Genomic DNA, 21,716 nt, shown 5'->3' with positions numbered 1-21,716 from the left:
TATATAGTAATTAAGAGGAAATTAACAGATTAATATACTTGTTGTGATTGTCGGGGAGGATACAGCGATGGCCAGAATTTTGATAGTTGACGACGCAAAATTTATGAGGATCACCTTAACCAATATTCTGAAGAAAGCAAACCACGAAATAGTGGGGGAAGCTGAAAATGGACGTGAAGCAGTCGAGCTGTATCGCGAGCTGAAACCCGATCTTGTGACAATGGATATAACAATGCCGGAAATGAGCGGACTGGACGCCGTAAAAGAAATCAAAAAGGATTTCAAAGATGCAAAAATCGTCATGTGCTCAGCGATGGGCCAGCAGAAGATGGTGGTGGATGCGATCGAGGCGGGAGCAAAGGATTTCATTGTAAAGCCGTTCGATGATTCACAGGTAGTAGATTCCGTATCAAGAGTATTAAGATAAAAAACAGCCATTTAAGTCTATCTTAAATGGCTTATTTTCATTATAATAATGTGGATACTATAAAATAAGGGATGAAATATAGAATGAATTATGTTCTGGCGTCAACAGTTGGAGCAATTGGCATGGCCATCTTTGTGACAATCATGAGGATGAAGGCTGCCAAAAAACCAGCATCTGCCAAGAAAATTATTTTACCGCCAATTTTCATGAGCACGGGTGCGCTCATGTTCATCTTCCCGGTGTTCCGGGTTCACTTTTTACAGATTATAGAGGCACTTTCAGTAGGGATACTATTCTCAATTCTGCTCATCAAAACCTCGAAATTCGAAGTCAGAGGACGGGAAATCTTTCTCAAAAGATCCAAGGCTTTCGTCTTCATTTTAATCGGTCTGTTGATCGTACGTGTAATAGCCAAACTGGTGCTAAGCAGCTCGATTGATTTCGGAGAGTTGAGTGGAATGTTCTGGATCCTTGCTTTTGGAATGATTGTCCCATGGCGAGTGGCTATGTATCTGCAATTCAAGAAGCTTCATAATGAATTGCGTAACGGTTAGTAAAAAATACGGATAAAACAGGTCCCCTTGCCAATTGGTGAGGGGATTTTTTGTGGTTTACTTCGTTTAAAATGGAAACTTTGGATATAATTGTATTTTAGAGAATGGTATGATGGAAATAGTAGAATTTTCAAAAAGAATGCAGGTGTCAGATGACAACGATTACATCAAAACAGTCCCCAGTAAAATTACTTTTAAGGGGAGAATTGATCCAAACCATCAAATTAACGAAAACCCAACTGACAGTATATTTGAATGACGGAATGCCTCATTATCTGATTGCGAATGAATACAGATTCCTGGAAGGGGAAGTGAAAGAATGGCTGAAGTCATACAAACCTTCCCAGGAGCGTTTGGAAAGGGAATTTCGTGACAACAAAGGTCGCTCGCTGGAAGAGTATGTCACTGAAGATATTATTCTCTCAATCCTAAGAATTACAAAGGATCAATTTATAAACTTAAAGAAAAATGGGCTCCCGTTTCAGCATGTAGGAGAAAAGGATTTTTTTCATGTTCAGGATATCCTCGACTTTTATCGTAAAGGAGATCATGTCGTTAAGCCGGTATTGAAAAACTTGCTTATGCCATTAGTCGAAAAAGTCCCCATTGATGTTCCAATCCTAATTGTCGATGGCTCCTATAATTTTAACAATGCCACTGCGGGAACTGGAGTTGTCATCGTCAGGAACAGAGAAACAGCGGCTGGTTATTCAACAGTGAGAAGTATTAAAACCACTAAACCGATTGTATGTGAATTGCTAGCAATCCTCGATGCATTGAAGCTGATGAAAAAGAAAAAATTCAAGAAAGCAATTATTATAACAGATCAGAAAGCCTGGACCTCAAGTTTCTCTATTGATTTGCAAGCTTACCAAGGTCCCGTAAAGCAGTACATAAATGAATTGAATCAAGTGTGGAATCAGTACAAAGGGAAAGTAGAGATTAAATTTATCGGAGACTTGAAGGAAGGGAAGAATAATCCGCTTTATAAAAAAGCTCACGAGCTCAGCCAGGAACACAGGGATTGCGTAATTGAAAGGTTAAAGTTTTAACGGGATTGCTGGCAGAAAAGTGAGTTCGGAGGGGTAGGTATCGTGTTGAATATCCAGGCTGTTTTTATTGACAGGGATGGAACTCTTGGAGGAACTGACAAAGTGATTTATCCTGGGGATTTTGAGTTATTCCCCGGTGTTCAGAAATCAATCAAGCTATTAAAAGAAAACAATATTTTAGTCTATTCGTTTACGAACCAGCCAGGGATTGCGAATGGAGAAGCTACAGTTGACCAGTTTGAGAGTGAGTTGAAATCGTTTGGGTTTGATCAGGTATACATTTGTCCTCACCGCCATGATGAAGGCTGTGCCTGCAGAAAACCTTCTCCCGGAATGCTGAAAAGAGCTGCAGTTGAAAACAAGCTGGACTTAAATCGTTGTGTAGTAATCGGAGATAGATGGACGGACATGCTGGCTGCTGATGAAGGAGGCTGCTTGAAGATTTTGGTCAAAACAGGCAGCGGCCAGGATGCTCATGATAAATACATAAACAAGCAGTATTTTGGACGATGGGGAGAAATCCAGCTGGATTTTTATGCCGAGGATTTAAATGAAGCCATAAACTGGCTGAGTGAGGAAGGAGTATAGAAATGACAATTATAATAACCATTGTTTTATTGGTGTTCATGTTTGATTTTACAAAGTTCAGGCAACAGAATGAGAAAATGATTGAGCAAAACGAAAAAATGATTTCTTTACTTGAGGAGCTGGCGAAAAGAGGGAAGGAATGAGTAGACCGAACATAAGGTTGTGGGTGACGATTTTCTTCATCATACTGATCATCTTTTTAGTCAGTATATTCGGTCTTATCAAGGCGTTCCAAAAGGAACTGAATGCAAGGACCGGCGAGAAAGCATCATTTTTTACAACAGCAAAATCTGTTTTCACTTTTAATTATGACAGTGAGTTAGAGATAAAACTTAAAGCTGATAGGATGAAGCATGCATATGAAAATATATTGATTTACTATCAGGATGAAAATGAAAAATTGATTCCATTGACAGTTGAGACGCTGGAATGGGCAGAGCAGATCTCTAGTGAAATACTTAATGGTTATGACAAGAGACCTATTGATCTAATTTTTATGGATCAAGAAAGTTTAAACCACCTTTCAAATTCAGAAGATGTAGCCGGATATTATTCTCATTTTGATAAATTGATGGGAATCTACGTTCATCCTGAAGATGTGGAAGATATTTTACAAAGCTTTGAAACACAGCTATATTTCTTTCAAAGAAAGATTTTGCACGAATACGCACATTATGCAACCTTCAGAAAAATAGAGGAAGCGAAAGGATCTGGTGATCTCTTTCCGGAATGGTTCATTGAAGGGATTGCAGAATATGTTGGCAATGATCAGACAGAGGTAAATTATGATTCAAATCAATTTGATTTCCTGCCTTTGGAAAGCATCAGCTTGGAAGATAATTGGGAGAAAGCTCGCAGGATAGATGGAGCAAATCCCTATATGCAAAGTTATTTCACAGTAAACTACTTGATACAGATGTATGGAAATAACGTTGTGGTGGAATTGATCGAAAAGACGAACGATACTGTAGGATTTTATACAGCATTGGAACAAGTTACGGCGAGGACGACCTCGGAATTTGAACAGGATGTATTGGATTATTATCAATAAATGAATCTGTGAAAGGTGGCGTTTGAGATGAAGCAGGAAAGAAGAAAGATAAAGGACTTAAGAAAAACAACAATGGAGGACATCGTGTTATAAACTGAGATAGAGTGCTCGATGTTCTCGAATATTGGAGGAGCATTCATGTTAAATAAACAAGGTTTTAATTTGTGGGCAGACGGCTATGACAAAACTGTACAAGTTAGTGAAGAAAGTGGAGTATATCCATTTGCTGGCTATAAAGCGATCTTGAATACGATTTTTAATGAAGTAATGGAAAGTGAAGTTTCAAGAGTTTTGGATATTGGTTTCGGGACAGGAGTTCTGACTGCCAGGTTGTATGAAAAGGGACATCATATAGATGGAATTGATTTTTCACAGAGAATGATTGCCCTGGCGCAGCCTAAAATGCCGAATGCCAACTTAATAGAATGGGATATTGTCAAAGGCTTGCCCGATGAAATTAAAATGAAAAAGTACGATTACATTGTAAGCACCTACGCATTGCATCATTTAACAGACGAAGAAAAAGTCTCTTTTTTAAAAGAATTAATGCCATTGCTATCAGAGGGCGGCAAATTCCTGATAGGTGACATTGCCTTTCAAACGAGGCAGCTGCTCGAAACGTGCAAAAATGACAGCAAAGAATTCTGGGACGATGCTGAATTTTACTTTGTTTTTAATGAGATTCGTTCTGTGTTGGAGGATTACTGCAAACTGGAATTCCTACCTCTTTCACATTGCGGCGGAGTGATTGAGATTACAAAGAGATAATGAAGGTAGCACTGCTTTATTAATGGTAAGGCAGTGCTAATTTTATCTATGGAGGAAGAATTGAAGGATGAAATATTTTAAATTAATATCCTTTTTAATATTAGCTTTTCTTTTGGGTGCGGTATTAACAACCTTCCCCACAGTCAGCCATGCTTGCAAATGTGTGGAATTGCAAAGTGTTGAAAAAGAATTGGAAAGCTCTGAAGCAGTATTCAGCGGAAAGATCATAGACATTACAACCGAGAAAAATAATAGGAAGATATTATTTGAGGTTGAAGAAACATGGAAAGGTGTATCACAAACAGAAATCATTTTGAAAGATGAGTGGTCCAGCTGTTCTCTTAATTTTTCTAAGGGAGAATCCTACTTGGTATATGCTGATGATTTCCAGGGTGAAATGACATCCGATATATGTAACCGAACTAAGGCATTAAGCGGTGCAGGGGAGGATTTAGCAACGCTTGGAAAAGGGACAACCCCAACCGAGGAAGTGGATCTGAAAAATCAGTTGCGAAATCCAGTCGTCCGCTACATCTATATCTGGCTTCCGTTGGTTAGCCTTTTAATAGTAGCTGCTGTATTTATTAGAAAGCGGTCCGGATACTGACATGATGACGGACAGAAAGAGTGAGGTTGAGGGGGAAGTGTCCGTCATGGACGTGATGACGGACAGAAAGAGCGAGGTTGAGAGAAAAAGTGTCCGTCATGACCGTGATGACGGACAGAAAAAGCGAGGTTGAGAGGAAAAGTGTCCGTCATAGACGTGATGACGGACAGAAAGAACGAGATTGGGAGGGAAAGTGTCCGTCATAGTCGTGATGACGGACAGAAAGAACGAGATTGAGAGAAAAAGTGTCCGTCATAGACGAGATGACGGACAGAAAGAGCGGGATTGAGAGGCAAAGTGTCCGTCATGTTTGAGATTAAAAGAGATAATACGTGAAAATTTCTAGGAAAGTGTTCTTTTAAAGAATCGCTTTTAATTTTTGGTAAAAAGAAGGAAAAAAGCTGTTCTGTTGAATTCTGTTTACCTAGTAAATTTTTACTTATCAGGGAGGAAATATGGGATACATAGAGGATTTGCGGAAGGATATCGGTCACCAGCCTCTGATCTTGGTTGGGGTTGCAGTAGCAGTGATCAATGAAGAGGGAAAGTTTTTACTTCAGAAAAGACGCGATGGGCAATGGGGTGTTCCGGGCGGGTTTATGGAGTTAGGTGAATCAACCGAGAAAGCAGGCAGAAGGGAAGTATTCGAGGAAACTGGACTGGAAATCGGAAAGCTAAATCTGGTTGGTGTTTTTTCGGGTAAGCAGCACCATGTAAAGCTGCCAAATGGGGATGAGTTTTATCCAGTTACTGTTGCCTATGTATCAAAAGAAATCCTAGGTGGAGTAATCAAAGCGGATGGTGTTGAAACAACCGAAGTTCGCTTTTTCAGTGTGAGTGAGTTGCCTGACCAGCTTAATCCGTTAATCAAGAATCTTATGAAGCAATTTATGGTACAGGTTTAAGGGTTCTTGCATGCAAAAAAGAGTGAAGAAAAAGTTAGTTAGTTTGTATACCGGAGAATTGTTTGCTGTATTCACTTTTGCTCTTATTTGGATCCTGTATATTCAGCTTTTTGAATGGTCAGTCCCTTACTTAACTTCCTATCCGTCGCTATACGCGTTTGCCCTGCTAGAATTTATTTTGCTGCAGGGAAGCTATTACTGGTGCTTAAAGCTAAAACAGGCTCAACAAAATGATTTTACATCTCTGCCTGGTCGTCAGTTAAAAGTTTTTGCAAATTTTAAAAGGCTGAATACCGGGTTGATCGTAATAGGTATGTTTATGTTAACCTATCAAATCATCAGCAAACCAATTGAATTGTATTGGTTTATTTTTGTCTTTCTTTTTGCTGTGATTGAACACATTAACTACTATTATGTTCGCCTTTCCTATCAAACGATAGAAGAAATAAAGGAATTAAAGCGGCAAAAGGGCTACCGGAAATCAAGATTAGCAAAAGAATTAGAAAGCTTTTTAAAATAAGGAGGACGAAAAATGGATGCGACTTTTTACATGGAAAAGGCTGTCTTTAATTATCGGGTAGCGGCGGTTGTGATCTTAGACAACCATGTACTAATACATAAACAGGCGAAGGACGAGCACTGGGCGTTGCCAGGAGGCAGGGTCGAGCTTCAGGAAGATTCACAGACAAGCATTGTCAGAGAAATAAAAGAAGAGTTAGGAATAGATGTAAAGGTGGACCGGCTGCTCTGGTTCACTGAGAACTTCTTTGATTACAACAATAAAGATTATCATGAAATTGGGCTGTATTATAAAGTTTCCCCTCTATATGGCAGCTTCAATTTTCAGAAAGAAGAGTTCTTTGGAGAAGAGGGAGACCGGTTAATTTACCAATGGGTGCCTATCAGCAGCCTTGAAAAAATAAAGCTATATCCCGAGTTTATCAGAACATCTTTGAATGAATTGCCTGAAGCACCGCAGCATCTAATAGTTAAGCAATATAGTATTTGAGATCAAGCCAAGGCCATTCGAAGTACGCTTCATAATGCATCACTAATGTCTTGTGGATAGGCTAAGAAATAATGAACATGAATTTTGGGGTGGAAAAAGTGGAATTCTACAGCTTCAATAAAGACAACGGAAAGAAAATAACCAAGTTCGATTCAGACTTTGTGATGTCACGAATAGTAAGAACGACGAATGCCACTCATATTGGTTTTATGTACCTGGAACCAAACGGGATCATCGGGCATCACCAGGCAACAATGCCGCAGCTTTTATTGGTGGTAAGCGGTGAAGGCCATGTAAGAGGAGAGTCCGATGAATATTTTAAAGTTGAGCCTGGAACCGCGATTTTCTGGAAAAAAGGTGAATGGCATGAAACGAAAACAGCTGCTGGATTAACTGCAATCGTCATTGAGAGTGAAGGGTTAAATCCATCTGCTTATATGCCGCTTGAACACAACGAATAATCCAGGGGGGTGATTCAATGAGGTTAGGCCTGAAGAAGGACGAAGTTAGGCTAGATGTTTATAACCTTGAGTGGCGAAACGAATTTGACAGGGTGAAAAACGCTATCATCGAAAATACAAATATAGCAGAACATCGAATTGAACACATAGGGAGCACAGCGATCATAGGAATGGATGCGAAACCGATAATTGATATCCTGGTTGGAGTTAATGACATTTCAAATTTTGATGCAGGGATCGTCAACGGCTTGAAGAACATTGGATTTTTAAGGCTGAAAGTCCAACGTCCAGGTGAAATCGTATTTGCAAGGTTTACCGATGAAACATATTTGGTAAAGACGCATTTCATTCATTTAGTGGAGTACAAAGAGGAATTGTGGAACAATCTTGTGTTTTTTAGAGATTACTTGAACTCAAATGAGGATGCCAGGTTGGAATATTCAAAGGTGAAGAAGGATTACCTTGTAAAGTCATCCACTGGTGCAAATGAATACACCGAGCATAAGGAAGCTTTTGTTAAAAAGATTTTCAATTTAAGGTTAAAGGGAGTCTAGCTTTCAAGAAAATTTTTCGGGGGAAGAAGGCAGCTTTCCCATGGCGGGGAGGCTGCACTACCTTTTTCAATCGCTATAGATTTCTTCCTTCCAAAGCCGTTCACAAGATACTAATTCAAAACGGTCATTGATTGTAAGTTTATAAATATCTGGTTTGGTGGTTTGCTTCCAGAATTCAAAATCATATTTTTCATCAAAGTAGTTCATAGTGCAGGTCATAATATTACCGTGGATGCCTATTGCAATTTTCTGGCCTTCAAACTTTTTCACAGCATCTCTTAAACCATCAATTCCTCGTTGTTGCACTTCATGATTGGTTTCTCCTCCAGGATATTTGAATACAGGGTTTGAGAAGACCTTTTGCATGGCTTCTTCTGGATTTTCAAAATGATGATTTCGGGCAGCTAAATCCCGTTCTCTGAACCGGGAATCTAATTCAATTTCCAAATCCATCAGATCTGCCAGTCCTTTGACCGTTTGCCTTGCTCTGACATATGAACTTGAAATGATATGATTAATATTTTCATGTGAAAGAATGTGAGTAATTTTTTCTGCATCTCTCCAGCCTTTTTCGGAAAGTTCCCGTGTCTCTTCATTCTTGAGGGAGAAGACCGAATGAGCGTGTCTTACAAAATATACTTCTGTATTCATTACTTACCCTCTAATACTATTAATTTTAAAGTTTCTAATACCCTGGAAACATGAAGGTCATCCTTCATGGATTCAAGTGAATGCCATTTCACTTCTTTTAAGGTTTGTTGTTCGCCAACTTCGGGGTCGTAACCAAGGGAAGCTTCTTTGTCGTTTATTGGGCGAACTAAAAAACACCTTTCCTCTCCATGGCTGTATTGACCAGTAAATAGATAGTCCACTACTTCCACATCTAAATTTACTTCTTCTTTGACTTCTCGAATGACTGCATCTTCGAATGTTTCGCCTGCTTCAAGTCCTCCGCCTGGCAGTGTCCAGAAGGAACCATCTGGATAGACATGCTTTGTCATAAGTATATAATTGTCTTTAATGATTGCAGCAAATGCTCTTGGTCTCGTCAAAACGCATGCACCTCACTGGTTATATTTTGGGTATTTTACTATATTTTAACATATCAGAAGAATCTATTGGCCAAAGAGAAGGTGAAAACCGGGGATAGTGTCCGATAGAAGAGCTCTATCGGCCAAACGGAAGGTGGAAACCATGAAAAATGTCCAATAGAAAGGGGAAAACAGAATGGCTAATACAACAAAAAATCCAGATACAGCCATTATCGGGGCTGGAATCGGAGGACTTTCAGCTGCGATTGCTTTGCAGCAACTTGGCCAAAAAGTGATAGTTTTAGAAAGAGCTTCGGAACTAAAGGAAATGGGTGCCGGTATTGTTATGTCTGCTAATGCAATCAAGGCATTGGAAAAGCTGGGGGTTGCGGATCAGGTACGTCAGGCAGGTTCACCAGTGAAAAAAGCGGAAATCAGGACTCCCGATGGTCAGCTTCTTGTAAATATGCCGGTTCACAAACAGGCAGAACGATATGGAACGTACAGTTATTTGATATACCGGCCCGACTTGCAGAAAATTTTATATGAAAAATTAGAGTCCAGTACAGTCTTGCTTAGTAAAAAGTTTTTAAGACTCGAACAGGATCGAGAGAAAGCCACAAGTTTTTTTGAAGATGGCGAATCTATTGAATCGGAATTGCTTATCGGTGCGGATGGGGTACATTCTCAGGTGAGACAAAATATTGTTGAGAAATCGAGATTGCGTTATTCAGGTTTCACCGCATTCAGAGGAATTTCTCACTATGAAGATTCTCTTTTTCCAGCCGAGCTTGGTGGAGGATTCGAAGCCTGGGGAGAAGGAAAAAGATTTGGCTTTTCCCATTTAGGAAAGGGTCGTGTTTTTTGGTTTGCGGCTATCAACGCTCCACAAGGGACATTTCTTACAGCTGAAAATAAAAAACATATCGCATTGCAGCATTTTAAAAGCTGGTGGGGACCAATTGCAGATGTCATTGATTCTACCCATGAGGAGAACATACTTGTTCATGAGATCTTTGACCGCAAGCCAATAAAGAAATGGCATAAAGGGAGAGTGACTCTGTTGGGGGATGCAGCTCATCCGATGCTTCCGAATCTAGGACAGGGAGGAGCGCAGGCTATGGAGGATGCATTAATTCTTTCACGCTGTCTCAAGCAATTTCCTCGGGCACTCGAGTCAGCTTTGAGCCTTTATGAGCAAGAGAGAGTACCACGTGTTACAAGCATTGTGCAAGGTTCCAGGATGATGGCAAAGATGATGCAACTTGAAAATCCAGCAGCGATGAAGGTTAGAAATCAGTTGTTACGGAAAGTGCCCGATGAACTAAAAATCAAAAGGCTGGACTGGATACTTGGGTACAATGCGTAATAACTCAAATATGAAAGCTGCTTACGTGCAGCTTTTTTTATTTTTTCATGGGTATGATAAGGCTTCTTTTTAATAAGATTTTCTAGCAAGAGTACACCTTTGACTAAAAGCAGGAAAATACAGGGTTGATGTAGAAAGCTTTTATAAAAAGCGGGGGGATATCTATTGGAAACGAAACATGTCAGGACATCCGGAGCTTATGTCATTTACAAGGGATTGTTTCCCTTTCAGGTGGGACCAACGCGAAAAGGAGACAAGCTTGGCGTGGTCAGGTTAGGTGGTCATAGGGAAGAAGATGAAACAGCACAGGAAACAGCAATACGCGAAGTCTTCGAAGAATCATCCATGATAATCAAGCTTGTAAATTCTCCAATTACTTTTTTAAAAAATGACTGGAATGAGTCAGCTGTTAAAATACAATCATCCGAGGATATTGCTCCAATCCTGATAAAAGGGACAGACCCAACTGCTTCAACAGCAATGTATCTGGCTTTTTCAAATACAGCCCCTGTCCCGTCCTCGGAACCATGCGGTCTTCTGCTGCTATCCAGTAAGGACATTTCACTTATATGCAAGCATAAAATTACGTTAGAAAAGTTTATAGAGCAAGGAGGCAAGGCTCTGATAAGCCAGGAGATAAACTTAGGACTGCCCCTTGAACCTTTTCCTCAGCTGCACTTTTTAGGAGAACTATTTGAAAAAGAAGCAAGCTTAATGGCGCAGTTTCTTTCAGGCATAGAACCTGGTGTGGATAGGTGAACGCACGGGTTATTATCCCATTACAAACCATAGTAAATAGCAGGAGGCTTTTAAAATGATTTTTGAAATGACATACCAGGTACGAGTTGCGGATTTCGATGAGGGATTAAAGTGGTATAAATCTCTATTACATAAAGACCCTGATTTTACACCACATAATGGTTTTGCAGAGTGGGAATTGATACCTGGGTGCTGGCTGCAGGTAACAGAGGGAACGCCAGCTGAGGGAAGTGGTCCACTGCGTTTAGGTGTTAAGTCGATAGAACAAGAAAGATTACGATTAATAAATGAGTTACATATCGAGTCATTTGAGATTTTTTCAAGAGAAGAAGTTCCAGTGAAATGGGCAACCTTTTCCGATCCGTGGGGAAATCGAATAGGATTTTTTGAGTACATAGAAGAACAGGAAATGAATGAGAGAAAAAATGTCGTCTTAGGGAAAATGGTTAAATATGCCCCTAACAAAATATATTGAAATTGGAATCGGAAATACCTGGCTTGTTAGAACGGAATTTGAAATCGAGAACGAGGATGAATATGAAGAAAAGGGTATTAAGGGTCCTATAAATTTTCATTCAGCTTATATAAGAGTCTGGTTCTGGAAGTCAGTAATCATTATTGATTCCAAGGAAGGCTTAAAAACCATGCAGAAGAACAGGGGGAATTTTAAATTCATTTTCGGAATCGTGAGCAAGGAGCGAGGGTTGTCCAAATAGATGAGCACGTAATCTTCAGAATTTATATCTGAAGATTAGTACCGCCCATTCACCTGTGAAATCTCCAGGTATTTCTCCTTCCAGTGTTGTAGAGGAGATCAGATGTTAGAAAAACTCCTACAGGTGGTATTGCGCCAGTATTGATTGGCGGACCAGTCAAAGCTGTATCAGTGGTAGCAATCCAGCTGCCTGATTCACCGGCTTGTAAGGACGGAGGCTTCATCAGAAACTTGCCGCTTAATACCAAATGCCGGACCTTAATAGCTGGGTCATCATAAATCGTCAATTGGCCTGCAAACGAAGCATAAGGTGAATCGAAGCGGATTGATTTCGCATTTTCATCCCAGGTTCCCTGGATTGGAATGGGATCCCCTCGAAAATTAGCGGTGCCTGTGAAGGAGTTTCCCGATATGGAATTGATAGTGATTGTCCCTCTGACAATCGGTTTCCCGGCAATCTCCGCGTCAATCCCCCAGCGTGAAGGAACCGGCAAACTTTGCATCGCATTCTGTCTTGTGTGCAACTTGATCTCTCCTTATTTTATAAGTAAGGGTTTCAGCCTAATAAAGAGTATATGCAGCAATCATCTAAATGGGGAATGGGGATGAATACTTGAAAATTGATTATGGATATTATCGTTACATTCCTGAAAAGGATATTTTAGAAGGTGTTTTAGATGTGCACAGAGTTATTTTCGGTACGGCTGACGGGTTAAAAGAAAAAATGCAGAATAAGCCACATCTTCTGTTTAATGTTGCCTTTGAAGGATACAAAGTGATTGGTTACAAAATAGGATATGAACTCACAAATGAAAAGTTTTACAGCTGGATAGGGGGAGTACACCCGGATTATCGCCATTTAGGTGTGGCTTCCATGTTGATGAAGATTCAGCACCGCTATCTAAAAGAGTCAGGGTACAAATCGGTTCAAACAAAGACTCTTAATAAATGGCGCAGCATGTTAATTTTAAATATCAAAAGTGGTTTCGATATTACTGAAACTTATACCGATCGGTATGGGAAACTGAAGATAGTCTTAGAAAAGGAATTAAGTAAAGAGGAGATAAGATGAACGATCACATTAACTATAAACTTTGGACAGTCTGCATGATTCAAGATGGAGATAAAGTTTTACTTATCGACCGGCAGCATGATCATTTCAAAGGGTATATTCCTCCAGGTGGTAAAGTGAATTTTCTGGAAAGTATTGTGGAAAGTGCGATTAGAGAGGTAAAAGAGGAAACAGGTCTAGAGGTGTGGAATTTAAAGTTTAAAGGTCTATATGAATATGTAAATCCCGTTGCAATGGACCGTTATATGATCTTCAATTATATAACCAGTGATTTTAAAGGAGAACTATTGGAAAACGGGCCGGAAGGAAGAGCGGCTTGGGTTAACATAGAAGAGGCGTACCACCTTCCTATGCAGGAATCAATCAGAAGAAGGTTTCCATTATTTTTTCAGGAAGGAACGTTCGAAATCCAGGTGACGTGGAATCATAAAGAGAACACAGAGGGAAATGTTGTGGTTAAAAATACATAAGATACTGGAGTTTTATTTTAGGAGCGGTCATTATGTCAATCGCGGAAAAAGAAGTCGTTACCTTGGTTCCTTACAAACCGGATTATAAAGAAAGGCTGTCGAATTACAGTTTGTCTGTGGAGCAGCAAAGATATACGGCATTTCCTTTAGATGCTCTGCATCTATGTGAATCAGAGCCAGACAGGCGTCCAATTGTCATTTTGTATGGTCATCAGCCTGCAGGATTTTTTGTACTCCATGGATGGGAAGGCGTAAAAGACTTTAGTGATAATAAAAATGCAATATTATTACGGGCCTACTCGATAAATGCTGAGTATCAAGGAAAAGGTATTGCTTCACAATCTATCAAGCTATTGAGCCCATTTGTGAGAGACCATTTTCCAGATGTAAATGAAATCATATTGGCTGTAAACCATGCAAATATAGTTGCCCAAACCGTCTATAAGAAAGGTGGCTTCGTCGATAAGGGCATAACTGCAATGGGAAGAGAGGGAGAAATGTTTATTTATCATTTAGATATTTAGTTCGGAGGGCAACTTCGGACAGGTTTAGTGTTGAAAGAGGATAACCTGTCAGAACAAGATCAAACTTCCGACAGGTTCAGCGGTAAAAGAGGAAAAGCTGTCAGAAGTAAGGAGCTTTGACAAGAAGGAGAGGGGATTCAGTTATGCCAGAAGTAAAGCAGTTATCGGAATTGAAGTTGGTGGGGATTCGGGTGTTGTGTCCAGGTGAACAATATGTCATCGAGATTCCAAAAGCTTCGAAGGTGTTGAGTGAGCGTATGGATGAAATTGCAAATGTCGTGAATCCATCTTTGCAGTTAGGAGCTTTTGTTGTTGAGCATAGTTCTAATGAGGAAGATGGATATTGGGTTTGTGTTGAAGTATCAGAATATGAGGAGATTCCCAAAGACATGTTTGCACTCACCATACCAGCTCAAATGTACGCCGTTTTAAGACACAGAGGTGCTAACGTGGAAATTAAGCAGGCGTATAACGAGTTACATCAATGGATCGAGGTTAATGGGTATCAGAGATTGGCGAATAAATGGCATTTGGAAGCCTTTCATGAATGCGCTGACCCTGCCAATATAGATGTGGAACTCATGGATACAGTAGCTTTTGAAGTGTAAAAAATGGAAGGATTTGAAACTTTGTGTCTCCCTCATTCGTAAAGATAAATACATATAGATACATACAGGGGGAGGATGCATGATGGTAGAAACACAAGGAGATTTTATGCTTACATTTGCTCCTATTTTTATGGGAGCCATATTCATTTTAGTATTTGGAATAATTATTTTTACAATTATTAAAAGCATAGGGACCTGGAGTAAAAATAACCAATCGCCTCGATTGACTTCCAATGCTAAAGTGGTCACGAAAAGAACGAGTGTGCGTGGCGGTGGAGAAACACATGCACGGAATATCTATTATGTGACGTTTGAATTTGACAGCGGCGACAGGCTCGAACTTCAAGTAGATGGCAGGGAATATGGACAGCTGGTTGAAGGGGATGATGGCGACCTTAGCTTTCAAGGAACCCGCTATTTGGGATTTACAAGACACCCTTTATAATTGCCGTCAATAAAAGCTAGAAGACCAAATCAATATGGATTTGGTCTTCTTTACATTTATTTAGAATCTTCACTCGAAGTATTTATGGAAAGCTCTTTATCATTTATAATCCGGATCATTCCAATAATCCCCCGGCATATTAAAAATTTTAAGACTAAACTAATAGCAGAGTGATACCATGTCCACCCCTTTTTCCAATCGATCAGCTTAGTTTTCTTGGCAGCAAATGTCTCAATCAGTACCTGTGGAATAATAAAAGGAAACAGTTTAAGAAATATACCTATTGGCTTACTATTCAATGTCCATTGGTTGTAATAGAGAAGCATCAATGGATAATGTACATAGTCGAATGGTAAGTGAATCTTGAATTTCTTCTTAAATGGTCTTATTTCGTATTTTAGATATCCTTTTGAAACAAGGTACCGGTCTGCCCATGAGTTCCCAATTATACTTACCAGGTAAACGATAATCCAATCTTTAAAGGAACGTTTAACGATGGCAAAAGGTAATAAAAATAAGGCTACTACTGCGGAAGTGTATAGCATTGTAGCAGATAATCTTTGTTTTTTTCTACGCAAGAATACCACCTCATAATTAAAATGCAACAATATGATTCCTTTATGTATCCTCATTTTAAAGTTCACTTCGAGTATTGAAATTTAATCAAATATGAAGGCAGGGGGAATAATACATATAAAACAAAAAAGAAGGTGAGATCTTGCCACGAAAGCCAGCAGCAATTTCTGAAGAACAGGCAAACGAAATGGAAGAAACTGACCCTGTGGTGAACAATAAAAAAGATGAAATAGAAAACTTAAACCGCTTGCTAGCAGCGGTTCTTGACTACCTGTCCGACGATGAAGTGGAAGTTATTGATATTGAGTATTTATTGGAGAACACCGAGGGATTGCGTGAATGGTGGAATCAATACCGGGAGAGGAACAGAAAAAAGATCGAAGAGGAAATAACACAGGCGCTTGGAGATCTTTCGATTGAGGAATTGGAGAACCTTAGGGAGAAAATTAGAGGTAACGAAAAAGAATGAAGGGTTTTGCTTATGATCGTACTACTCATATCAGTTTTAATTTTTAACCTGATTGCATTCAGGGTTAATAAAAGACTGCTCCCAAGCCAGATTGTGCAAATTTGGACATTCACTATTGCCTTCCAGATGCTCTTTGATTTGATTGTGGAATTCAAGTATCACAGTTATTGGTATTTCTCATCAGGCGTTGACTGGGTAGGGTTAATTCCTAGGACAGTTTTGATCCCACCGGTAAATATGATTTTTTTGAACTTGTATCCATTTGAAAAAAACAAACTTAAAAAATTCTTATTCTTACTCTTCTATGAATTTTTAATTTTACTATATGAACTCATTACCTTGCTGCCACAGCCGTGGGGGTATTTTCACTATGGCTGGTGGAAGATTTGGCACTCTGCCATGGTCGACCCTATCCTATTGATTTCCTTATTAGGTTTTTACAAATGGATTCTATGGCTTGATCCTAAACCAGTAATAAAAGAGACTAAGTAAAAGCGGGTGGTTACAGTATGTATTGGGCGCCATATCTGGCTTTGGTCATTAACCTTCTTATTATCTGGTTTATGCCGATGCGACTTACAGCCAAAGAAATATATTCTTCATGGGCTGTTATAGCGTTAATCAACTTAAGTACAGATGTTGCTTTGGATTTATATTTTCATCTTTACGAACTGGGTGGTCCAGGAGTTCAGATCGGAGTGCATTTTATAGAATTAACTCTTGGAGCGTCTTTTGGCATAATCTTTCTCAACTTCATGCCAAGAAAGAATAATGTATTTGCTGTATACATGGTAGCCTTGTTAGTTATGACAATCCTTTTTGAGTTACTAATGGTTAAAGTGGGATTTATTCGATATACAGGCTGGGAATGGTGGTATTCCGTTCCTTATTACATAGCGGCTTTCTTTTTTGTTAGGTGGCATTTATTTTTTTTAAGGAAAGGCTCTTGAACCGTATGGATTAAGTTGAAATCTTAATCAATCCGGTTTTTTATTTTATATAGGTTGAAGTTTTAAAAATGGAAAATAATTGTTATCAAGGAAGGTGAAAAGAGAGAAATAGAGAATTTAAATAGAGGGGTGAAGGTAGTGAACAATAAATTAATCCGAGTGGGTACTATTTACATTCCAGTTAAGGATCCGGTGAGTTCAGCAGAATGGTATAAGGAAAAACTGGGTGCACAGTTAAATTATCTGGATGATGATAAGGCTATTTTGAATTTGGCTGATATTAGTATGTTTTTGGTTAAGGCAGAGGAACAGAACTCGAATTTTTTTGATGCAAATGGTACGGAACGGTTCGTTCTTACATATGAGGTCGATGGATTGGAGGCACTTACTTCGATTCACGCAGATTTTAAAGAACGGGGAATTAAAGTCGGTGAGATTGAAAACAGGGGTCATGCAGGCAGGAATTTTGTGTTTTACGACCTGGATGGTAATAAATTCGATGTCTGGAGTGAGTTGAGCCAGGTGTTTAAGCGAAGGTTTGTTAAGGAGGAAGTATGAAATTTGTTTTAATCTTTGGGCCGCAGGCTGTCGGTAAAATGACGGTAGGGCATGAACTGGAAAAAATAATAGAATTAAAGCTTTTCCATAACCATATGACGATTGAATTAGTGAATCCTTTCTTCGATTACGGGACAAGGGAGGGGAAGCGGTTAGTCGGACTCTTCCGTCAGGAAATATTTGAGGCGATGGCGAAAAGCAATCAGTATGGCTTGATTTTTACCTATGTCTGGGCATTCGATATGAAGGAAGACTGGGAGTATGTGGATAAAGTATGCCAGATTTTTGAGTCAAAAGGTGGAAAGGTGTATTTTGTTGAACTGGAGGCTGATTTGGACGAAAGACTGGAGCGCAACAAAAGCCCTCATCGACTCCAACACAAGCCCACAAAGCGGAATCTGCAAAGGTCGGAGCGGGACCTGGTGAAGTCGATGGATCAATATCGCTTGAATTCAATCGAAGGTGAGATAGAAAGAGAGAACTATATTCGGATAAATAACACGAATTTAAGCTCAAATGTAGTTGCTCAACATATTAAAGAACATTTTGATTTGTAATTGAAAGGGGAGAGGCAGAATGAATTCTATTAAACAATTAGAACAGGAAATAGAGAACAAAGAGAAAGAGTTAATGAGTATAAAACAAGAACTGGCAGCGTTAAGAAAACAGCATCCTTCATTTACAGTAAAAGATTATACATTAACAAATACAGAAGGTGAAAAGGTTCTATTGAGTGAGCTTTTTGGCGAAAAAAATGAGTTGATTGTTATACATAATATGGGGAAATCCTGCTCTTACTGTACACTTTGGGCTGATGGGTTCATTGGTTTTACCCACCATCTTGAGAACAAGGCAGCATTTGTCTTAACCAGTCCGGATGATTTCCAAACACTGTCCGACTTTTCAAAGGAACGCGAATGGACATTCAAAAGCGTTTCGACGAATGGGACGACTTTTAAAGAAGACTTGGGGTTTAAAAATAAAGAAGGTTTTTGGCCTGGGGTTTCTATTTTGTTAAAGGACAAAGATGGAACTATCACTCACTATTCCAAAGCAGCATTCGGTCCTGGTGACGATTATTGCAGCATTTGGTCACTGTTTGAGTTGTTGCCGGAAGGAAGCGGAGCGTGGGGACCGAAACATAGTTATGGGGAATAGAGAGGTTTTATCGATATAGGTTTTCCAATGAAGGGTTCCGTTATTTTCAATTTTAGGAGGCTTATAAATGTGCCAGGTTGTGAAAAGAGAATTCAAAGTGATTGCTGTGAAGCATAGAGGACTTTACAAGGATTTTGCGGAACTAGTGCCTAAGGCAGCGCATCAATTTTTACAGCGTGTACCGAATCTTACAGGAACTGAGGTTACGGTGTACGAGCCTAAAGCGAGTGAGAGTCATTCTGAGGGAGCTTTCTATGTTGGGGTATTGGGTAATGATGCCCTGGACACCTTACCGGAAGGTGCGGAATTTCTCGATATTCAGCATTCATATGGAATTATCAGAGGAAAAGGGACAGAGATGGGTAGCTTATATTCATCGCTGGATCAATGGATTGATGAGCAGGGCTACACGCGGGATACTTTTAAGGATTTTATTATAGAAACCTACCATCCAGTGGAAAATGGCGCAGAGGAAGTAGAGATATATATTCCTATTAGAGTCTAAGACAATCCTTTATATATATATGGTAATATATTAAAGATTTGTCTGTCTTTAGAAAGTGGAGGGGATAGTATGGAGTTCAGAGGCGCCTCTGTATATGACGAAGAGGAATTTTACGAGAATTATATAAAGCGGAGAAACCGCCCGGAAAGTCCAAACAACATCATTGAAAAGCCCATTTTACTAGAGATGATTGGGGATGTGGCTGGGAAAAGGATGCTGGATTTGGGATGTGGTGATGCGGAAATTGGGATTGAACTTTTGCAAAAAGGAGGATTATCCTATCTAGGAGTGGAAGGCTCGAAGAATATGGCTTTAGCTGCAGCTGAGAATCTGGAAAGAACTACTGGCCAGGTTTTACACTCTTCAATGGAAGAATGGCAACCACAGCCAGAGCAATATGAACTTGTCCTCTCTCGATTTGCTCTCCATTATTTAGCGGATTTAAATTGTGTTTTTACTAAGGTTCATGACTCACTGGTGCCTGGAGGGAAGTTTATCTTTAGCGTCCAGCATCCGGTTCTCACTTCCTCCGCAAAAAGTGCAGAAGGCTCGGGCAGGAGAAGGGATTGGATAGTGGATGACTATTTTAACCAGGGCGAACGGATCGAACCGTGGATTGGAAAAAAGGTAATTAAATATCACCGGACAACCGAAGAATACTTCCAGCTCTTATTGAAAAACGGATTCGCGGTGGATGATCTTAGAGAAGGCACGCCAAGAGCGGAAAACTTCTCCAGCCAGGAAGAGTACGAGCGGCGGAAGAGAATTCCACTGGTATTGATGATCTCTGGTACAAAGCGGGGAGAATGAGTTATAAGATGGAGATCTAGTTGATCTTTAGGGGTTTATTATGTAGGAGATTTTCCTGAAGAGGAGGGGTAATGTGGAGGCTATTTTTAAAGAAATCGTACATATTATGCACCATGACTACGCAGGATGGAAGGACAAGCAGGAATGGGATCGGCCTGATTACTTTCTTGGCAAACTGAAGGATGCTAATTTTGCGGATGTTGTAAAAGAGTATTTACTGGACTTCAGAGATAAGCATATATATTTTACTGATCTGAAAACTGAAAGGGAAGTTGCACAGGATAGAGGATTCAAAGTCAGAAGATATGAAGATAAGTTATATGTAACCGAAGTTGGTTCGGAAACGCGACTTGTAAAGGGAATGGCGTTTGTAAAGATTGGCGGCCATTCAATTTTGGAGCTAAGGGAGCGGCATGAGAGGCTTCTGAATGAGAATCATGCTGAACGGGAAAATTGGACGCCAATTCTTGCGTTATATGAATATGGGGAAACGGACGACGGACAAGAGGTTCAGTTTAGTTTTTACCAGAAGGCCGACTATCAGCCTGTATATTCAGTTAGGAAGTTAAACGAAGAGACGCTGCTGATGACCATGACGGACTTTGCAGATCCTGATGCAATAATACGGATGATTAATGATCATAAAGACCTCCTTGAGTCTGTGGAAAACTGGATTATTGATGTGAGAGTGAATTATGGCGGAGGTGACGCAAATTATTTTAATCTGCTTCCATATTTGATGCCAGAAGAAGGAGTAGATCTGGCAGACCAGGATGAAAGAATGCTTTTTAACTGTACCGAAGCTAACTCGCAGAGACAGCTCGCAGGAGTCAAGGAGCAGATGAAAGGCGTCCAGGATGAACAGGCTTTTGTCTTCTTGAGAGCCTGGAAGCGGGAGTGGGAACGAAACAGAGGGAAAGGTTTTGTTGAATTCGATTTCAGTGAATTTGTTCCTGATACTTTTGTAAAAGGAAAGGCAGCACCTAAAACCATCATTGTGATGACGGATGTTTATTGCGGCAGTGCGGGAGACTCGTTTATCGAGAATTGCAAGAGATCCAGCAAGGTTACGGTTATTGGAAGAGCAACTGCAGGGTTGAATGATTATGCCAACCTGGCGATCCAGCGCTGGGATGAGGGTTATGAATTATGGTATCCGACCTCGCGTTTGTCCAGGATTGATAGTGGCCGGGGCATGACAGGATTAGGGGTCGAACCTCATATTTATATCCCCTGGTCTCCATGGCATTTGGACGTGGACGTGGACTTGGCTGAAGCGTTAAGGATGGTAGACTCTAACTTAACTACATATTAATAGAAAATACGGTAAAAAGTTTACAAAATAGCCGTATTTCTTTTAATCCAGCTTTACAATACTGTGTTAAAGTATAAATGTAAGGGAACTCACAATTAAGGAGTGTTGGCGATGGTTAAAAAAGTCATCATAAATTTCTTATTGGTATGTGCCCACTTCTATCTGCTTTAACAAAAGTTAAAAAAGTCTTAACAAAATGAGGCAATGAACTTTATTTTACTCTTTTAAAATAAATATTAGGCAGGATAGCAAGTGTGGCTATCACAGCAACCGGCGAAGGTGGGGCCGGTTGCTTTTTTTTGTTTTGGGATTTTAATAGAAAACACAATATCATGACGGACAGAAATGGCTGAAAAAGAAGAAAAAGTGTCCGTCATAAGGGTCATGACGGACAGCAAAGGCTGAG

General features: G+C 39.8%; 36 protein-coding genes. 32 read left to right on the top strand and 4 right to left on the bottom strand.

Going from position 1 to position 21,716, the window contains the following annotated elements:
* The first annotated feature begins 67 nt into the window (after positions 1 to 67).
* The 14 genes from TY49_RS06200 to TY49_RS06145 all read left to right on the top strand — a co-directional run bounded on the left by TY49_RS06200 (position 68) and on the right by TY49_RS06145 (position 7,976).
* Positions 68 to 427, top strand: coding sequence for a response regulator (locus TY49_RS06200; protein ID WP_041965034.1), 360 nt, complete (start codon positions 68 to 70; stop codon positions 425 to 427).
* A gap of 83 nt (positions 428 to 510) precedes the next feature.
* Positions 511 to 981, top strand: coding sequence for a CcdC family protein (locus TY49_RS06195; protein ID WP_041965033.1), 471 nt, complete (start codon positions 511 to 513; stop codon positions 979 to 981).
* Between the two features lie 152 nt (positions 982 to 1,133).
* Entirely contained in the window at positions 1,134 to 2,033 is a 900-nt protein-coding gene (locus TY49_RS06190) for a reverse transcriptase-like protein (protein ID WP_041965032.1), read from the top strand.
* 42 nt (positions 2,034 to 2,075) lie between these two features.
* Positions 2,076 to 2,621 carry an HAD-IIIA family hydrolase gene (locus TY49_RS06185; RefSeq protein ID WP_041965031.1) on the top strand — a complete coding sequence of 182 codons (546 nt, stop codon included), beginning with the start codon at positions 2,076 to 2,078 and terminating at the stop codon, positions 2,619 to 2,621.
* Between the two features lie 2 nt (positions 2,622 to 2,623).
* A complete protein-coding gene (locus tag TY49_RS24925; protein ID WP_198135593.1) occupies positions 2,624 to 2,764 on the top strand; it encodes a hypothetical protein in 141 nt (46 codons plus the stop codon).
* Entirely contained in the window at positions 2,761 to 3,672 is a 912-nt protein-coding gene (locus TY49_RS06180; protein ID WP_041965030.1) for a collagenase, read from the top strand. Before TY49_RS24925 ends, TY49_RS06180 begins: the two co-directional genes overlap by 4 nt.
* 138 nt (positions 3,673 to 3,810) lie before the next feature.
* Positions 3,811 to 4,440, top strand: a complete 630-nt coding sequence (locus TY49_RS06175) for a class I SAM-dependent methyltransferase (protein ID WP_041965029.1) — start codon at positions 3,811 to 3,813, stop codon at positions 4,438 to 4,440.
* Positions 4,441 to 4,507: 67 nt separating this feature from the next.
* Positions 4,508 to 5,047 (top strand): hypothetical protein, encoded by a 540-nt coding sequence (locus TY49_RS06170; protein WP_052442106.1) that lies wholly within the window; start codon positions 4,508 to 4,510, stop codon positions 5,045 to 5,047.
* A gap of 1 nt (position 5,048) precedes the next feature.
* The gene (locus tag TY49_RS25390; protein ID WP_269745717.1) at positions 5,049 to 5,180 is read left to right on the top strand and encodes a hypothetical protein; all 132 of its coding nucleotides are present in this window, start codon (positions 5,049 to 5,051) and stop codon (positions 5,178 to 5,180) included.
* Positions 5,181 to 5,502: 322 nt separating this feature from the next.
* Complete coding sequence (locus TY49_RS06165; RefSeq protein WP_041965028.1) at positions 5,503 to 5,952, top strand: NUDIX hydrolase; 450 nt, start codon at positions 5,503 to 5,505, stop codon at positions 5,950 to 5,952.
* Between the two features lie 10 nt (positions 5,953 to 5,962).
* A complete protein-coding gene (locus tag TY49_RS06160) occupies positions 5,963 to 6,472 on the top strand; it encodes a hypothetical protein (RefSeq protein WP_041965027.1) in 510 nt (169 codons plus the stop codon).
* Positions 6,473 to 6,484: 12 nt separating this feature from the next.
* On the top strand, positions 6,485 to 6,961 hold the full coding sequence (locus tag TY49_RS06155) for an NUDIX hydrolase (protein ID WP_041965026.1): 477 nt from the start codon (positions 6,485 to 6,487) through the stop codon (positions 6,959 to 6,961).
* A 98-nt stretch (positions 6,962 to 7,059) separates the two neighbouring features.
* Complete coding sequence (locus TY49_RS06150) at positions 7,060 to 7,422, top strand: cupin domain-containing protein (protein ID WP_041965047.1); 363 nt, start codon at positions 7,060 to 7,062, stop codon at positions 7,420 to 7,422.
* 17 nt (positions 7,423 to 7,439) lie between these two features.
* On the top strand, positions 7,440 to 7,976 hold the full coding sequence (locus tag TY49_RS06145; protein WP_041965025.1) for a GrpB family protein: 537 nt from the start codon (positions 7,440 to 7,442) through the stop codon (positions 7,974 to 7,976).
* Positions 7,977 to 8,042: 66 nt separating this feature from the next.
* On the opposite strand, the gene TY49_RS06140 is transcribed toward TY49_RS06145, so the two are convergent.
* Positions 8,043 to 8,627: a histidine phosphatase family protein gene (locus tag TY49_RS06140; protein WP_041965024.1), complete on the bottom strand. Its 585-nt coding sequence runs from the start codon at positions 8,625 to 8,627 to the stop codon at positions 8,043 to 8,045.
* The gene (locus TY49_RS06135; protein ID WP_052442105.1) at positions 8,627 to 9,028 is read right to left on the bottom strand and encodes an NUDIX domain-containing protein; all 402 of its coding nucleotides are present in this window, start codon (positions 9,026 to 9,028) and stop codon (positions 8,627 to 8,629) included. The genes TY49_RS06140 and TY49_RS06135 overlap by 1 nt, the downstream gene beginning before the upstream one ends.
* A gap of 175 nt (positions 9,029 to 9,203) precedes the next feature.
* On the opposite strand from TY49_RS06135, the gene TY49_RS06130 reads away from it, so the two are divergent.
* The 4 genes from TY49_RS06130 (at position 9,204) to TY49_RS06115 (ending at position 11,851) form a co-directional block, all read left to right on the top strand.
* Positions 9,204 to 10,376 carry an FAD-dependent monooxygenase gene (locus TY49_RS06130; RefSeq protein ID WP_041965023.1) on the top strand — a complete coding sequence of 391 codons (1,173 nt, stop codon included), beginning with the start codon at positions 9,204 to 9,206 and terminating at the stop codon, positions 10,374 to 10,376.
* A 165-nt stretch (positions 10,377 to 10,541) separates the two neighbouring features.
* Complete coding sequence (locus TY49_RS06125; RefSeq protein ID WP_041965022.1) at positions 10,542 to 11,135, top strand: NUDIX domain-containing protein; 594 nt, start codon at positions 10,542 to 10,544, stop codon at positions 11,133 to 11,135.
* 55 nt (positions 11,136 to 11,190) lie between these two features.
* Complete coding sequence (locus TY49_RS06120; RefSeq protein WP_041965021.1) at positions 11,191 to 11,610, top strand: VOC family protein; 420 nt, start codon at positions 11,191 to 11,193, stop codon at positions 11,608 to 11,610.
* On the top strand, positions 11,588 to 11,851 hold the full coding sequence (locus TY49_RS06115) for a DUF3977 family protein (RefSeq protein WP_041965020.1): 264 nt from the start codon (positions 11,588 to 11,590) through the stop codon (positions 11,849 to 11,851). The genes TY49_RS06120 and TY49_RS06115 overlap by 23 nt, the downstream gene beginning before the upstream one ends.
* Before the next feature lie 49 nt (positions 11,852 to 11,900).
* On the opposite strand, the gene TY49_RS06110 is transcribed toward TY49_RS06115, so the two are convergent.
* The gene (locus tag TY49_RS06110) at positions 11,901 to 12,374 is read right to left on the bottom strand and encodes a hypothetical protein (protein ID WP_232310392.1); all 474 of its coding nucleotides are present in this window, start codon (positions 12,372 to 12,374) and stop codon (positions 11,901 to 11,903) included.
* A gap of 89 nt (positions 12,375 to 12,463) precedes the next feature.
* Between TY49_RS06110 and TY49_RS06105 the strand changes: the two genes are divergently transcribed.
* The 5 genes from TY49_RS06105 (at position 12,464) to TY49_RS06085 (ending at position 14,969) form a co-directional block, all read left to right on the top strand.
* Positions 12,464 to 12,922: a GNAT family N-acetyltransferase gene (locus TY49_RS06105; RefSeq protein ID WP_232310391.1), complete on the top strand. Its 459-nt coding sequence runs from the start codon at positions 12,464 to 12,466 to the stop codon at positions 12,920 to 12,922.
* Positions 12,919 to 13,392, top strand: a complete 474-nt coding sequence (locus TY49_RS06100) for an 8-oxo-dGTP diphosphatase (protein ID WP_084135397.1) — start codon at positions 12,919 to 12,921, stop codon at positions 13,390 to 13,392. Before TY49_RS06105 ends, TY49_RS06100 begins: the two co-directional genes overlap by 4 nt.
* Positions 13,393 to 13,424: 32 nt before the next feature.
* Entirely contained in the window at positions 13,425 to 13,916 is a 492-nt protein-coding gene (locus tag TY49_RS06095; RefSeq protein WP_041965018.1) for a GNAT family N-acetyltransferase, read from the top strand.
* Between the two features lie 143 nt (positions 13,917 to 14,059).
* Positions 14,060 to 14,524, top strand: a complete 465-nt coding sequence (locus TY49_RS06090) for a GyrI-like domain-containing protein (RefSeq protein WP_041965017.1) — start codon at positions 14,060 to 14,062, stop codon at positions 14,522 to 14,524.
* Positions 14,525 to 14,603: 79 nt separating this feature from the next.
* The gene (locus TY49_RS06085; protein WP_156972614.1) at positions 14,604 to 14,969 is read left to right on the top strand and encodes a DUF2500 domain-containing protein; all 366 of its coding nucleotides are present in this window, start codon (positions 14,604 to 14,606) and stop codon (positions 14,967 to 14,969) included.
* A 56-nt stretch (positions 14,970 to 15,025) separates the two neighbouring features.
* On the opposite strand, the gene TY49_RS06080 is transcribed toward TY49_RS06085, so the two are convergent.
* Positions 15,026 to 15,547 carry a CBO0543 family protein gene (locus TY49_RS06080; protein ID WP_041965016.1) on the bottom strand — a complete coding sequence of 174 codons (522 nt, stop codon included), beginning with the start codon at positions 15,545 to 15,547 and terminating at the stop codon, positions 15,026 to 15,028.
* Between the two features lie 140 nt (positions 15,548 to 15,687).
* Between TY49_RS06080 and TY49_RS06075 the strand changes: the two genes are divergently transcribed.
* The 9 genes from TY49_RS06075 (at position 15,688) to TY49_RS06035 (ending at position 21,310) form a co-directional block, all read left to right on the top strand.
* Entirely contained in the window at positions 15,688 to 16,014 is a 327-nt protein-coding gene (locus tag TY49_RS06075) for a hypothetical protein (protein ID WP_041965015.1), read from the top strand.
* A gap of 12 nt (positions 16,015 to 16,026) precedes the next feature.
* Complete coding sequence (locus tag TY49_RS06070) at positions 16,027 to 16,506, top strand: hypothetical protein (RefSeq protein WP_041965014.1); 480 nt, start codon at positions 16,027 to 16,029, stop codon at positions 16,504 to 16,506.
* A gap of 17 nt (positions 16,507 to 16,523) precedes the next feature.
* Positions 16,524 to 16,964: a hypothetical protein gene (locus tag TY49_RS06065; protein ID WP_041965013.1), complete on the top strand. Its 441-nt coding sequence runs from the start codon at positions 16,524 to 16,526 to the stop codon at positions 16,962 to 16,964.
* Between the two features lie 138 nt (positions 16,965 to 17,102).
* Complete coding sequence (locus tag TY49_RS06060; protein WP_041965012.1) at positions 17,103 to 17,522, top strand: VOC family protein; 420 nt, start codon at positions 17,103 to 17,105, stop codon at positions 17,520 to 17,522.
* Positions 17,519 to 18,079 carry a DEAD/DEAH box helicase family protein gene (locus tag TY49_RS06055; protein ID WP_041965011.1) on the top strand — a complete coding sequence of 187 codons (561 nt, stop codon included), beginning with the start codon at positions 17,519 to 17,521 and terminating at the stop codon, positions 18,077 to 18,079. Before TY49_RS06060 ends, TY49_RS06055 begins: the two co-directional genes overlap by 4 nt.
* A 19-nt stretch (positions 18,080 to 18,098) precedes the next feature.
* On the top strand, positions 18,099 to 18,680 hold the full coding sequence (locus TY49_RS06050; RefSeq protein ID WP_052442104.1) for a DUF899 family protein: 582 nt from the start codon (positions 18,099 to 18,101) through the stop codon (positions 18,678 to 18,680).
* Between the two features lie 67 nt (positions 18,681 to 18,747).
* A complete protein-coding gene (locus tag TY49_RS06045; protein WP_041965010.1) occupies positions 18,748 to 19,185 on the top strand; it encodes a GyrI-like domain-containing protein in 438 nt (145 codons plus the stop codon).
* A gap of 69 nt (positions 19,186 to 19,254) precedes the next feature.
* Positions 19,255 to 19,995 (top strand): class I SAM-dependent DNA methyltransferase, encoded by a 741-nt coding sequence (locus TY49_RS06040; protein ID WP_041965009.1) that lies wholly within the window; start codon positions 19,255 to 19,257, stop codon positions 19,993 to 19,995.
* A gap of 73 nt (positions 19,996 to 20,068) precedes the next feature.
* Positions 20,069 to 21,310: a S41 family peptidase gene (locus tag TY49_RS06035; protein WP_052442103.1), complete on the top strand. Its 1,242-nt coding sequence runs from the start codon at positions 20,069 to 20,071 to the stop codon at positions 21,308 to 21,310.
* The last annotated feature ends 406 nt before the right edge of the window (positions 21,311 to 21,716 follow it).

Source organism: Mesobacillus selenatarsenatis SF-1 (assembly GCF_000813125.1).
In the GTDB taxonomy this organism is placed as follows: Bacteria; Bacillota; Bacilli; order Bacillales; family Cytobacillaceae; genus Mesobacillus; species Mesobacillus selenatarsenatis.
Note: the sequence above shows the minus strand (reverse complement) of the source record. Positions and strands in the feature narration are given on the sequence as shown.

Excerpts from the sequence above, each read along its gene's own strand:
- TY49_RS06140 (WP_041965024.1), bottom strand. The coding sequence starts at position 8,627 with ATGAATACAGAAGTATATTTTGTAAGACACGCTCATTCGGTCTTCTCC.
- TY49_RS06050 (WP_052442104.1), top strand. The coding sequence starts at position 18,099 with ATGAATTCTATTAAACAATTAGAACAGGAAATAGAGAACAAAGAGAAA.
- TY49_RS25390 (WP_269745717.1), top strand. The coding sequence starts at position 5,049 with ATGATGACGGACAGAAAGAGTGAGGTTGAGGGGGAAGTGTCCGTCATG.
- TY49_RS06195 (WP_041965033.1), top strand. The coding sequence starts at position 511 with ATGAATTATGTTCTGGCGTCAACAGTTGGAGCAATTGGCATGGCCATC.
- TY49_RS06115 (WP_041965020.1), top strand. The coding sequence starts at position 11,588 with ATGCCCCTAACAAAATATATTGAAATTGGAATCGGAAATACCTGGCTT.
- TY49_RS06175 (WP_041965029.1), top strand. The coding sequence starts at position 3,811 with ATGTTAAATAAACAAGGTTTTAATTTGTGGGCAGACGGCTATGACAAA.
- TY49_RS06170 (WP_052442106.1), top strand. The coding sequence starts at position 4,508 with ATGAAATATTTTAAATTAATATCCTTTTTAATATTAGCTTTTCTTTTG.
- TY49_RS06095 (WP_041965018.1), top strand. The coding sequence starts at position 13,425 with ATGTCAATCGCGGAAAAAGAAGTCGTTACCTTGGTTCCTTACAAACCG.
- TY49_RS06165 (WP_041965028.1), top strand. The coding sequence starts at position 5,503 with ATGGGATACATAGAGGATTTGCGGAAGGATATCGGTCACCAGCCTCTG.
- TY49_RS06130 (WP_041965023.1), top strand. The coding sequence starts at position 9,204 with ATGGCTAATACAACAAAAAATCCAGATACAGCCATTATCGGGGCTGGA.
- TY49_RS06065 (WP_041965013.1), top strand. The coding sequence starts at position 16,524 with ATGTATTGGGCGCCATATCTGGCTTTGGTCATTAACCTTCTTATTATC.
- TY49_RS06040 (WP_041965009.1), top strand. The coding sequence starts at position 19,255 with ATGGAGTTCAGAGGCGCCTCTGTATATGACGAAGAGGAATTTTACGAG.
- TY49_RS06145 (WP_041965025.1), top strand. The coding sequence starts at position 7,440 with ATGAGGTTAGGCCTGAAGAAGGACGAAGTTAGGCTAGATGTTTATAAC.
- TY49_RS06055 (WP_041965011.1), top strand. The coding sequence starts at position 17,519 with ATGAAATTTGTTTTAATCTTTGGGCCGCAGGCTGTCGGTAAAATGACG.
- TY49_RS06155 (WP_041965026.1), top strand. The coding sequence starts at position 6,485 with ATGGATGCGACTTTTTACATGGAAAAGGCTGTCTTTAATTATCGGGTA.
- TY49_RS06085 (WP_156972614.1), top strand. The coding sequence starts at position 14,604 with ATGATGGTAGAAACACAAGGAGATTTTATGCTTACATTTGCTCCTATT.
- TY49_RS06190 (WP_041965032.1), top strand. The coding sequence starts at position 1,134 with ATGACAACGATTACATCAAAACAGTCCCCAGTAAAATTACTTTTAAGG.
- TY49_RS06120 (WP_041965021.1), top strand. The coding sequence starts at position 11,191 with ATGATTTTTGAAATGACATACCAGGTACGAGTTGCGGATTTCGATGAG.
- TY49_RS06045 (WP_041965010.1), top strand. The coding sequence starts at position 18,748 with ATGTGCCAGGTTGTGAAAAGAGAATTCAAAGTGATTGCTGTGAAGCAT.
- TY49_RS06180 (WP_041965030.1), top strand. The coding sequence starts at position 2,761 with ATGAGTAGACCGAACATAAGGTTGTGGGTGACGATTTTCTTCATCATA.
- TY49_RS06200 (WP_041965034.1), top strand. The coding sequence starts at position 68 with ATGGCCAGAATTTTGATAGTTGACGACGCAAAATTTATGAGGATCACC.
- TY49_RS06070 (WP_041965014.1), top strand. The coding sequence starts at position 16,027 with ATGATCGTACTACTCATATCAGTTTTAATTTTTAACCTGATTGCATTC.
- TY49_RS06090 (WP_041965017.1), top strand. The coding sequence starts at position 14,060 with ATGCCAGAAGTAAAGCAGTTATCGGAATTGAAGTTGGTGGGGATTCGG.
- TY49_RS06160 (WP_041965027.1), top strand. The coding sequence starts at position 5,963 with ATGCAAAAAAGAGTGAAGAAAAAGTTAGTTAGTTTGTATACCGGAGAA.
- TY49_RS24925 (WP_198135593.1), top strand. The coding sequence starts at position 2,624 with ATGACAATTATAATAACCATTGTTTTATTGGTGTTCATGTTTGATTTT.
- TY49_RS06100 (WP_084135397.1), top strand. The coding sequence starts at position 12,919 with ATGAACGATCACATTAACTATAAACTTTGGACAGTCTGCATGATTCAA.